The organism is Kitasatospora sp. NPDC047058 (assembly GCF_040643935.1).
GTDB lineage: Bacteria > Actinomycetota > Actinomycetes > Streptomycetales > Streptomycetaceae > Kitasatospora.
Window position 1 is genome coordinate 1 of record NZ_JBEYVJ010000244.1, and the last position, 11,218, is coordinate 11,218.

At 74.2% G+C, this 11,218-nt stretch carries 8 protein-coding genes and 1 pseudogene; 8 read left to right on the forward strand and 1 reads right to left on the reverse strand.

Annotation, left to right across the window (positions count from 1 at the left end):
* Positions 1–37 precede the first annotated feature (37 nt).
* Positions 38–3,166 carry an isoleucine--tRNA ligase gene (ileS, locus tag ABZ885_RS27865; protein ID WP_360194186.1) on the reverse strand — a complete coding sequence of 1,043 codons (3,129 nt, stop codon included), beginning with the start codon at positions 3,164–3,166 and terminating at the stop codon, positions 38–40.
* Positions 3,167–3,777: 611 nt separating this feature from the next.
* Between ileS and ABZ885_RS27870 the strand changes: the two genes are divergently transcribed.
* From ABZ885_RS27870 to ABZ885_RS27905, 8 genes and pseudogenes are all read left to right on the forward strand, one after another.
* Complete coding sequence (locus tag ABZ885_RS27870; RefSeq protein ID WP_360194189.1) at positions 3,778–4,287, forward strand: TraR/DksA family transcriptional regulator; 510 nt, start codon at positions 3,778–3,780, stop codon at positions 4,285–4,287.
* 185 nt (positions 4,288–4,472) lie between these two features.
* The gene (lspA, locus tag ABZ885_RS27875; RefSeq protein ID WP_360194192.1) at positions 4,473–5,057 is read left to right on the forward strand and encodes a signal peptidase II; all 585 of its coding nucleotides are present in this window, start codon (positions 4,473–4,475) and stop codon (positions 5,055–5,057) included.
* Positions 5,058–5,126: 69 nt separating this feature from the next.
* Entirely contained in the window at positions 5,127–6,065 is a 939-nt protein-coding gene (locus ABZ885_RS27880; protein ID WP_360194195.1) for an RluA family pseudouridine synthase, read from the forward strand.
* 25 nt (positions 6,066–6,090) lie between these two features.
* Positions 6,091–6,552 carry a GNAT family N-acetyltransferase gene (locus ABZ885_RS27885; RefSeq protein ID WP_360194198.1) on the forward strand — a complete coding sequence of 154 codons (462 nt, stop codon included), beginning with the start codon at positions 6,091–6,093 and terminating at the stop codon, positions 6,550–6,552.
* Positions 6,553–6,836: 284 nt separating this feature from the next.
* Entirely contained in the window at positions 6,837–7,238 is a 402-nt protein-coding gene (locus tag ABZ885_RS27890) for a hypothetical protein (protein ID WP_360194201.1), read from the forward strand.
* Between the two features lie 146 nt (positions 7,239–7,384).
* Entirely contained in the window at positions 7,385–9,307 is a 1,923-nt protein-coding gene (locus ABZ885_RS27895; RefSeq protein ID WP_360194204.1) for a hypothetical protein, read from the forward strand.
* A gap of 91 nt (positions 9,308–9,398) precedes the next feature.
* On the forward strand, positions 9,399–10,082 hold the full coding sequence (locus ABZ885_RS27900; RefSeq protein WP_360194207.1) for a hypothetical protein: 684 nt from the start codon (positions 9,399–9,401) through the stop codon (positions 10,080–10,082).
* 2 nt (positions 10,083–10,084) lie between these two features.
* Positions 10,085–11,218: pseudogene (locus tag ABZ885_RS27905) on the forward strand (hypothetical protein); the annotation flags it as partial.

An 11,218-nucleotide genomic window follows, 5' to 3' on the forward strand; every position in this document is an offset into this window, starting at 1 on the left:
CCCGCGGGCCGGTGGCCGTCGGCGGCTTCGGGGCGGATCAGGCCTTGCGCAGCTGGAAGGCGAGGCCGAGGTTCTCGTCGGAGAAGGTCTCGGACTCCCAGTCGGCGGCACCGGCGGCGAAGTCGGTGGCCAGCACCTCCTCGGCGACCAGCGGGCCGTGCTCGGCGATGGCCTCGGCGGTCTCCTCGGTGGTGGCGCGCCAGCGCAGGACGATCCGGTCGGCGACGTCCAGGCCGGAGTTCTTGCGGGCCTCCTGGATCTGGCGGATCGCGTCGCGGGCGACGCCCAGGCGCTTCAGCTCCGGGGTGATCGCCAGGTCGAGGGCGACGGTGGCGCCGGACTCGTTGGCGACGGCCCAGCCCTCGCGCGGGGTCTCGGTGATGATCACCTCGTCCGGGCTCAGCTCGATCCGCTCGCCGTCCAGTTCGACGCCGGTGGTGCCGCCGGCCCGCAGCTCGGCGGCGAGCACGGCGGCGTCGGCGGCGGCGACCGCCTTGGCGACGTCCTGCACGCCCTTGCCGAAGCGCTTGCCGAGCGCCCGGAAGTTGGCCTTGGCGGTGGTGTCGACCAGCGAACCGCCGACCTCGGCCAGCGACTCCAGGGTGGAGACGTTGAGCTCCTCGGCGATCTGCGCGCGCAGGTCGGCGGGCAGCTCCTCCCAGCCCTGGGCGGCGATCAGTGCCCGGGACAGCGGCTGACGGGTCTTCACGCCGGACTCGGCGCGGGTGGCCCGGCCCAGCTCGACCAGGCGCCGGACCAGCGCCATGTGCCGGGAGAGGTCGGCGTCGATCAGCGCCTCGTCGGCCTCCGGCCAGGCGGCCAGGTGGACCGAGGCCGGGGCGTCCGGGACGACCGGGACGACCAGGTCCTGCCAGACCCGCTCGGTGATGAACGGGGTGAGCGGGGCCATCAGGCGGGTGACCGTCTCCAGCGCCTCGTGCAGCGTGGCGAGCGCGGCGGCGTCGCCCTGCCAGAAGCGGCGGCGGCCGCGGCGGACGTACCAGTTGGAGAGGTCGTCGACGAAGCCGGAGAGCAGCTTGCCGGCGCGCTGGGTGTCGTACGCCTCGAAGGCCGCGTCGACGTCGCGGACCAGGGCGTTCAGCTCGGAGAGCACCCAGCGGTCCAGCTGCGGGCGGTCGGCCGGGGCCGGGTCGCCCGCGGACGGGGCCCAGCCGGAGGTCCGGGCGTACAGGGCCTGGAAGGCGACGGTGTTCCAGTAGGTGAGGAGGGTCTTGCGGACCACCTCCTGGATCGTGCCGTGGCCGACCCGGCGGGCCGACCAGGGCGAGCCGCCGGCCGCCATGAACCACCGGACCGCGTCGGCGCCGTGCTGGTCCATCAGCGGGATCGGCTGCAGGATGTTGCCCAGGTGCTTGGACATCTTGCGGCCGTCCTCGGCCAGGATGTGGCCCAGGCAGACGACGTTCTCGTAGCTGTTCTTGTCGAACACCAGGGTGCCGACGGCCATCAGCGTGTAGAACCAGCCGCGGGTCTGGTCGATCGCCTCGGAGATGAACTGCGCCGGGTAGCGCTTCTCGAACAGCTCCTTGTTCTTGTACGGGTAGCCGTACTGGGCGAAGGGCATCGAGCCCGAGTCGTACCAGGCGTCGATCACCTCGGGCACCCGGGTCGAGGTGCCGCCGCACTCGCGGCAGGCGAAGACGACCTCGTCGATGAACGGGCGGTGCGGGTCGAGGCCGCTCTGGTCGGTGCCGGTCAGCTCGGAGAGCTCGGCCAGCGAGCCGACGCAGGTGAGGTGGCCCTCCTCGCAGCGCCAGATCGGCAGCGGGGTGCCCCAGTAGCGGTTGCGGCTGAGCGCCCAGTCGATGTTGTTGTTCAGCCAGTCGCCGAAGCGGCCGTGCTTGACCGTCTCCGGGTACCAGTTGGTGGCCTCGTTCTCGCGGATCAGCGCGTCCTTGACGGCGGTGGTCCGGATGTACCAGGAGGGCTGCGCGTAGTAGAGCAGCGCGGTGTGGCAGCGCCAGCAGTGCGGGTAGCTGTGCTCGTAGGGCACGTGGCGGAAGAGCAGGTCGCGGGCCTGGAGGTCCTTGACCAGGGCCTCGTCGGCCTTCTTGAAGAACTGGCCGCCGACCAGCGGGACCGCGGGGGCGAAGGTGCCGTCCGCGAGGACCGGGTTGACCACCGGCAGGCCGTACTTGCGGCAGGTCGCGAGGTCGTCCGCACCGAAGGCCGGGGCCTGGTGGACGATGCCGGTGCCGTCCTCGGTGGTGACGTAGTCGGCGTTGAGGACGTAGTGCGCGTCCTCGATCTCGACCAGGTCGAACGGGCGGCGGTAGGCCCAGCGCTCCATCTCGGCGCCGGTGAAGGACCGGCCGGTGGTCTCCCAGCCCTCGCCGAGCGCCTTGGCGACCAGCGGCTCGGCGACGACGAGCCGCTCGTTGCCGTCGGTGGCCTCCACGTAGGTGACCTCGGGGTGGACGGCGGCGGCGGTGTTGGAGACCAGGGTCCACGGGGTGGTCGTCCAGACCAGCAGCGCGGCCTCGCCGGCCAGCGGGCCGGAGGTCAGCGGGAAGCGCACGAACACCGAGGGGTCGACCACGGTCTCGTAGCCCTGGGCCAGCTCGTGGTCGGACAGGCCGGTGCCGCAGCGCGGGCACCAGGGGGCGACGCGGTGGTCCTGCACCAGCAGGCCCTTGTCGAAGATCTGCTTCAGCGACCACCAGACGGACTGGACGTAGGACGGGTCCATCGTCCGGTAGGCCTCGTCGAGGTCGACCCAGTAGCCCATGCGGGTGGTCAGCTCGGCGAAGGCGTCGGTGTGGCGGGTCACCGAATCGCGGCACTTGGCGTTGAACTCGGCGATGCCGTACGCCTCGATGTCCTGCTTGCCGGAGAAGCCGAGCTCCTTCTCGACGGCCAGCTCGACCGGGAGGCCGTGGCAGTCCCAGCCGGCCTTGCGGGCGACGTGGTAGCCCTTCATCGTCCGGTAGCGGGGGAAGACGTCCTTGAAGACGCGGGCCTCGATGTGGTGGGCGCCGGGCATGCCGTTGGCGGTCGGCGGGCCCTCGTAGAACACCCACTCGGGGCGGCCCTCGGACTGCTCCAGGCTGCGCTGGAAGACCTTGTTGTCCTGCCAGAAGGAGAGGATCTGGTGCTCCAGGGCAGGCAGATCCACCTGCGCGGGGACGGGGTTGTAGGTAGTCATCGCGGGTGTCAAACCTCCGGCGGACGTGGACTGGATCCGACGGAGGGACGAGACGGCATGCCGCCCCGCGGTACCACCCTCCTTGGCCGCGATGCTGCCTGCGGCCCTCTTGTTTTGGGCTTGCTGCCGGGTCTAGTGGGCCGCTGTGCGATGCCTGGCGGCCGTTCTTCCGGCGGCTCCGGGGTGATCTTCCCGCCGTGCACACCCCCGGGCTCGCACCGTCCCCGGGTCGCTGGTGGCTGCGTACGTCGGTACTCGTCCCATCTGCGCCTTGCAGGCCCAGTGTATCGGCCGCCGCAAGTCGGTTTTGTCCGTCGCCGCCGGGGCGTGCGGGGGGTGGTTAGGAGGGGGTGATCTGGGCACAACTCTGGTCAGCGCGCGGGCGGGGCGACTGTGACGGCTGCCCGGGTGGGATCATTGTGAGGCGTCGGTATGTCATGTTGTGACCGGTTTTGATGGGGATTATCGTTCCGGCACTGGAAGCCGCCGGGAACCGGCGGCTCGATTCGTTCGTAGATGGGGTCGAAGCCATGGCTGAGAAGGCAACCGCCGCGGGTACCGCCACCAAGCGGGCACGCAAGGCCGTGGCAGGCGAACCAGGGGAGGGGACCGTGACCACTACCGCACGGCACAAGACCAGCAACGACACGACGATCGTGGCCCCCGGCCGCACCCGGGCCCCGGCCGCCGCCGCGGCCCGCGGCGGCGGTGCCGAATCGGTGGACCCGGCCGAGCTGCCCGTCCGCCCGGGCGAGGACGCGTGGACCTCGGAGGAGGTGCACGAACTGCACGCCGAGCTGATCAGCGAGCTGGACCGGCTGCAGAACGAGATCGACACGGCCGAGGCGGCCATCACCGGGCTGATGCGCGACTCCAACGACGGGGCCGGCGACGACCAGGTGGACGCCGGCACCAAGAACATCTCCCGGGAGAGCGAGCTGGCGCTGGCCAACAACGCCCGGGACAGCCTCGCCCAGACCGAACACGCGCTGGCCCGGCTGGAGGGCGTCGGCTTCGGCACCTGCGAGTCCTGCGGCCAGGCCATCGGCAAGGCGCGGATGCAGGCCTTCCCGCGGGCGACGCTCTGCGTCCAGTGCAAGGCCAAGCAGGAACGCCGCTGACCGGGACGGACGCGGGGGTCGGGCTTGCCGTACGCTCGACCCCGTAACGTCGCCTGATCCGTCTCGATCGGGCAGTCCACCGGCCCACCCACGTCACGGCAGCGGAGCGGATCATCAGTACGCAAGGTTCCCCCCAGACGCGGGACGACGTCGTCCCCACCCCCGCCGAAGCCGTGGAGGAGGCCGTGGCCGAGCCCGGTGAGGTGACCGCCGCCCCGGCGGCGCAGGAGGCGCCGAAGGGCCGGCGGCGGATCGGCGTGCTGATGGCCGTCGCGCTCGTCGCCTTCATGATCGACCTGGGTACCAAGCTGCTGGTCGTGGCGCGGCTGGAGAACCACGCGGCGATCAAGGTGGTCGGCGACGTGGTGACCTTCCAGGTGATCCGCAACTCCGGCGCCGCCTTCGGCATGGGCCAGGCGCTGACCATCGTGTTCACCGTGATCGCGGCGTCCGTGATCGTGGTGATCTGGCGGATCGCCCGCCGGCTCTACAGCCTCCCGTGGGCGATCGCGCTCGGCCTGCTGCTCGGCGGGGCGCTGGGCAACCTCACCGACCGGCTGTTCCGCGCGCCGGCCGCCTTCCGCGGCCACGTGGTGGACTTCATCTCCGTCCAGCACTTCGCGGTCTTCAACCTCGCCGACTCGGCGATCGTCTGCGGCGGCATCCTGGTCGTCCTGCTCTCCTTCCGCGGCAGCAACCCGGACGGCACCGTCCACCAGCAGGCCGGCAAGGACGCGAAGACGGAGGGCGACGCCCGCGGGGGCGAGTGAGCACGGGGGCGTCCGGCCCCCGGAGCGGACGGGCGAGGGGCGGGCCGCGCGTCCGGCATACTCGTACGGGTGAGTACCGCAGCGCAGATCCGCAGCCTCCCCGTTCCCGACGGCCTGGAGGGTGAGCGCCTCGACGCCGCCCTCGCCCGGATGTTCGGCTTCTCCCGGACCAAGGCCGCCGAGCTGGCCGCCGACGGCAAGGTGACGCTCGACGGCGCCGTGGCCGGCAAGTCGGACCGGGTGACCGCCGGTTCCTGGCTGGAGGTCGAGATCCCCGCCCCCGCCGCGCCCGTGCAGATCGTCGCCGAGCCGGTCGACGGCATGCGGATCGTGCACGACGACGAGGACATCGTGCTCGTCGAGAAGCCGGTCGGCGTCGCCGCCCACCCCAGCCCCGGCTGGACCGGCCCGACCGTCATCGGCGGCCTCGCCGCCGCCGGCTACCGCATCTCCACCTCGGGCGCCGCCGAGCGCCAGGGCATCGTGCACCGGCTCGACGTCGGCACCTCCGGCCTGATGGTGGTGGCCAAGTCCGAGCGCGCCTACACCGACCTCAAGCGGCAGTTCCACGACCGGGTGACCGAGAAGAAGTACCACACCCTGGTCCAGGGCCACCCGGACCCGCTGAGCGGCACCGTCGACGCGCCGATCGGGCGCCACCCCAGCTCGGACTGGAAGTGGGCGGTCACCCGCGACGGCAAGGCGTCCGTCACCCACTACGACCTGATCGAGGCCTACCGGGCCGCCTCGCTCATGGACATCAAGCTGGAGACCGGCCGCACCCACCAGATCCGGGTGCACATGTCGGCCCTGCGGCACCCCTGCGTGGGCGACCTCACCTACGGCGCCGACCCGACGCTCGCCAAGCGGCTCGGGCTGACCCGGCAGTGGCTGCACGCGGTCTCGCTGGGCTTCGAGCACCCCGCGGACGGCGCGTGGGTGCAGTTCTCCAGCGAGTACCCGGCTGACCTGCGCAAGGCGCTGGACATCATCGCGTCGGAGAGCTGACGGAACCGGAAACGGGAGGCCTGGGATGAGCACGACCATCAGGGTGGCCGAGGGCGAGGCGGACCTCGCGCTGGTGCACGGCGTCCGGCGCGAGGTGTTCATCGTCGAGCAGGGGATCGCCGAGGAGGAGGAGTGGGACGACCTCGACGGCCCCTCGGAGCACCTGCTGGCGGTCGGTGCGGCCGGCCGGCCGCTGGGCACCGCCCGGCTGATCCACGGCGAGCAGGCGCTGAAGCTGACCGGCGGGATCGAGGGGCGGGTCCTGCTCGGGCGGCTCGCGGTCGTGCAGGCGGCGCGCGGGACCGGGCTGGGCGCCGGGCTGGTGCGCGCGGTCGAGGCGGCCGGGGTCGCGCGCGGGGCGCGTGAGGTCGAGCTGCACGCGCAGGTGCGGGCGACGGGCTTCTACGAGCGGCTCGGCTACACGGCCGAGGGCCCGGAGTACCTGGACGCCGGGATCCCGCACCGGACGATGACGCGGGTTCTCTAGCGATTTCCGTACCGTTCCCGTCCCCCTCCCCGGCGGACAGCCGGACGGTACTCCAGACGCGGTTCTTGACGGCGGCGCGCCTCGGTCGGAGGCGGGCCGCCGTTCGCGTGTCCGCAGGCCGGGAGGGTCCGGCGGGGCGCCGGCGCGCCTTCGAGCCGCCCGGTCGCGCGGTGGAGCCGCCCGGGGGGTGATCCGCGAACGAACCGCTTATCGAGCGGTTACGCGCCTGCGGAATGGTGGTCACCAGCGTCAGTGGTCCAGCCGAGATGGTGAGCGTGAGTCGGATGAGCAGCGGGTCGTTCCGGATCGACCTCGACGAGGTCGAGGCGGCCGCCAGGAGGATCCAGTCCCTCGTCCGGGAGCTGGAACCGTTTGCCGCCAAGGTCGAGGCCGCCGTCCGGCAGGCCTCCCCGGCCTCGTACGGCACCGGTCCGGTGGGGGCGGCGCTCCTGGGCGGCGAGTCGGCGTCCGGCGGGCTGGCCGGGCAGCAGGGGCGGGCGCTCCAGGGCGTGCACCGCTACCTGGGGAACTCCGGCCGGATGGCCGAGAACCTGCTGCTGATGTGCCGGCAATACCGCGAGACCGACGGCGGGCACGCGGCCGCTCTGAACGGGCTGGTCGGGAGCGCCGGGTCGCCGGTCCTGCCCCCGGCGGCGGGCACCGCGGCCGGCACCGCCGCCGTCTGACCGTCCCCGGCCTCCCGCGCCGGCTTCTCCACCCGACCGTCCGGCTCGTCCGCCGGCTGTCCGCCGGGCCCGCGCGCATGCCTGCGTCGGCCGGTTCGGCCCGGTTCTCCGGTCCGCCCGGTCCGCCCGAGAAAGTGACCAGTTTCATGATCGAGTTGCCCGCCGACCTGGCTGCGGTGCTCACGACCCTCCAGAGCCACGAGAACGGGGCGGGGATCGCCTTCCCCGACGCCGACGAGGACCGGCTCGCGGAGCTCGCCCGGGCGTGGGACGCCTGGAACACCGCGGCCGAGCCACGGGTGCGCGCCATCGTGGCGAGTGCGCAGCAGGCCGCGGCCCACATGTCGGGGGCGGCCGCGGACGGTTTCCAGCAGTACCTGGAGAAGTACGCCGGCCGCGACGACGCCCATGCCGTCACCGTGCTGGAGAGCGGGCTCGCGATGGCGCGCTGCCTCCACGAGGCCTCGGGCACCGTCGGCCGCACCAAGGCGGCCATGGTGCAGCAGCTCAGGTCGACCAAGGAGTACCTCGACGGCAGCACGCCAGGGGCCGCGCCCGGTGCTGCGCCCGGGGCCGGGCCCGTCGCCGCCGCGCAGTCCGAGGGCGTCAGGCTGGCGGTGGACTCGTGCCGGCAGCAGGTGGCGCTGGCGAGCGCGGACGTCGACGCGGTGCTCCGGCAGACCGCCGGTCCGGTCGACCGGATGGACAGCGCCGGACAGGCCTGCGCGCTCGGGGGTGCGGGAAGTCCGGACGCCGGCGCCGGGGGCGCCGGTGCCGGCGCCCCCGGCTCGGGCACCGGAGGGGCAACGGGCGCTGACGCGCGGCCGGTGCTCGCCGGTCTCGGTCCGCTGGACGCGCCGCGGACCGACTCCGCCCGGGACGGGGCGCCCGGCCGGGAGAGCGGACCGGTTTGCCGGCCGGGCGGTACGGCCGTGCCGGGGCTGAACCTGGCCGGGTTCACCGGCGTCTCCACGGGCACCGCTGCGCAGGGCGGGCTCTCCTCCGGCGGGGCCGGCGACCCGGCGGGTACGGGGGGCGCGTCCTCGGGCGTGTTCGGCGCGGGGGGTGCGCCCGGTCCGGGCGGTGCTGCGGGCGGTGCCGGCGGTGTCGGCGGGCGCAGGGCCGTCGGCGGCGGGTCGGCGGTCCGGGCCCGGGCGGGTGCCATGCCCTCCTTCACGAGTGCGGGCTTCGGGGTGCCGCCCGCCACGGCGGCGGCCGCCGCCGGGGTGAGCAGCCGGGCGGGTGCGGTCGGCCACGGCGCGACCGGTACGACACGGCAGACGCTGGGCTCGGGTGCGGTCGGGACCGGCCTGCGAGCGGGCGCGGGCACCGCCGGAGCGGGCGCCGCCGGGCGGGGCCCCGGCCCCGGCCCGGGCGGCGTGCACGGTGCGGGCCACGGCGGCGGCAAGAAGGGGACACGTGGCAAGCGCAGGCCCGGCCTGGTCGTCGAGCAGGGGCCGGAGGAGGACGAGGTGATCGCCGACTCCGGCATCCACGGCCGGGCCACCGAGGCCCCGGCCGGCGACCGGCAGGAGCAGCGGGCCCATCAGCGATGGGTGGACGGCGCCCGCACCGAGGCGGCCGAACAGCCCCGGGCGGGAGTTCCGCAGGCCGAAGCCGCCGGGGAGGAGCACCCGCCGGCGCCCGCAGACGACCTCCTCACGCAGCTGACCAGTGTGGTGCTGGGGACCGACGCGGGGAGCGGGGGTCCTGCGGACACAGACGGTGCCGAGGCCGGCGGAGGACGGACGGAGGGCCGGCCGGAAGGTCGGACGGAGAGCCGGTCGGAGGGCCGGCCGGCGGCCCCGGCCGCGTACCCGCAGGGCGGGGCCGTCCGGGGACCTGCGGGCCCGGTGGGAGCGGCGCCGGCCGGGCCGGACGCCGGAGGGAAGCCGGCCCAGCTCCGGGAGGAGGGGGGCTACCAGGTGCCGAGCCCTCAGCTGCGCGCCGCCCTGGCGAAGCTGGCGGCCGCCGGGGAGTTCGACAAGCCCGCTCCCGCCGGAGCGGCACGGCGGCCGGCGGCCCCGGGGGAGAGCCCCGGCGCCGGCCGGCCCGGGAACGACGAGTAGTCACGCGTGCGGTCGGCCGTCGGCCGCCGCCCGCGGCAACACCGCTGACAGGTCGCCAGACCGGCGGCGGGCACATCGGGGAGAGAGTGTCATGGAAGATCGGTTCGGTACGAAGGTCCACGGGCCCGGGGAGGCGGGGGAGCCCGCCCCCGCGATGGGGCTCGTGACGGAGATGAAGGCGGCCGCTCCGCCCGCCCCCACCCCGGCGGCGAGCGCGCCGCCGCCGGGTGAGCCGGGGCTCGCCACGGCCACGGCGGCGGTCGCCGTGCCCGCCAAGGGAGCGGCCGCACCGGCGGCTCCCGCGAAGGACGCCGGGACGGGCTTCGAGGCCCACCCCGCGCAGTACCGGGCGGCGGTCTCCCCGATGCTTTCCGCCTCGGACCGCGTCTCCTCCGCGTACCTCGCCCTGGACAGCGTCCTGACCAGCATGAACGCCACCAACCCGTGGGGCAACGACCACGCGGGGCACCAGTTCGCCGAGGGCGAGAAGGGCTACCTCGCGTACAGCGCCGGCACGCTCAAGGGCCTCAAGGGTCTCCCGGCCGCGCTGCGCCGGGTCGCGGAGGGCCTGCAGCGGATGGCGGACAACTACGAGCACACCGAGCGGAACCTCGTGAACACCTTCAAGGGCCGCGATGGGGACGCCGGCCCGGCCGCCGGCCCCGCGGACCCGCTCCCCGCGGCGGCAGCGGTGCCCCAGGCGCCCGGACCCGTCGCCCCGACCCTGCCCGCCCCCCACGTCGGCCCGATGGCGCACACCGGCGGGAGGCGCTGACCATGGCCACCGAACTTCCCGAACCCCTCCAGTGGGTCCTGCTGCTGCTGTCCGGTACGCGTTGGCCCGAGGCCGACGAGGACAACCTGCGGAGCATGGCAGGGCACTGGCGGGACATGGCCCAGACCCTCACGGACGTCGCGGAGTCCGCCGACGCCGCCGTCAAGCGCGCGCTGGAGGGTCAGGTCGGCGTGGCGGCCACCGGACTGTCCCAGTACTGGGACAACTTCACCGTCGGCAAGGGCGAGGCCCAGCCCGGCGCCCTCCCCGGCCTGGCCAAGGCCTGCGAGGGCATGGGCGACATGCTGGAGTCGATGGCCAACTCCGCCGAGACGGCGAAGATCCAGATCATCGCCCAGCTGGGGATCCTCGCGGTCGAGATCGCCACGGCCGAGGTGGAGGCACCGTTCACCGCGGGCCTGTCGCTGGCCCAGATCCCGGTCATGGTCGGCATCAGCCGGACGGCCGTCCAGCAGATCCTGAAGAAACTGGCCATGGAGGCGATGAAGTTCGCCGCCAAGCAGGCCGTCCAGATGGCGGCCATCAACCTGCTCGCCCAGAGCATCCAGATCCTGGAGGGGCACCGCAAGAGCCTCGACCTGAAGGAGCTGGGCGACAACGCGGCGGGCGGCGCGGTGGCGGGCGCCTCCGGCCACCTGCTGGGCAAGGGCATCGGCGCGGCCGGCTCGAAGGTGGGCCTCGGCGGGGCCCTGAAGACCGTCCCCGGCAAGATGGTGACGGCCGGTGCGGCCGGCGTCGGCGCCGACGTCGTCACCCAGGTCGTGACCACCGGGACGGTGGACAGTCACAGCCTGCTCGGCTCCGGCCTGAGCGGGGCGAGCGCCGCCGGCCTGCACGCCGCGGGCGCCGCGGTCAACGAGCACTTCAAGGCACCGGCGGTGGAGGTGCCGCACGGGGCGGTCCCGGGGGCCGGCGGGGCGGAGATCCCGGCCGGGGCGGAGGGTGCAGGGGGCACCGCCGGTAGCCGCGGCCTGCCCGCCGCGTCCGAGCACCTGGCCGGGGCGGAGGCCCCCGGGGCGGCTGCCCACGGCGCACCCGCGGGCGGTTCGCACGAGGGCGTGCCCGCGGGTGGTGGGCACCCGGCGGCGGAGGCGGCCGGGGCGGCTGCCCACAAC

Excerpts from the sequence above, each read along its gene's own strand:
- ileS (WP_360194186.1), bottom strand. The coding sequence starts at position 3,166 with ATGACTACCTACAACCCCGTCCCCGCGCAGGTGGATCTGCCTGCCCTG.
- ABZ885_RS27890 (WP_360194201.1), top strand. The coding sequence starts at position 6,837 with ATGAGCAGCGGGTCGTTCCGGATCGACCTCGACGAGGTCGAGGCGGCC.
- ABZ885_RS27885 (WP_360194198.1), top strand. The coding sequence starts at position 6,091 with ATGAGCACGACCATCAGGGTGGCCGAGGGCGAGGCGGACCTCGCGCTG.
- ABZ885_RS27895 (WP_360194204.1), top strand. The coding sequence starts at position 7,385 with ATGATCGAGTTGCCCGCCGACCTGGCTGCGGTGCTCACGACCCTCCAG.
- ABZ885_RS27900 (WP_360194207.1), top strand. The coding sequence starts at position 9,399 with ATGGAAGATCGGTTCGGTACGAAGGTCCACGGGCCCGGGGAGGCGGGG.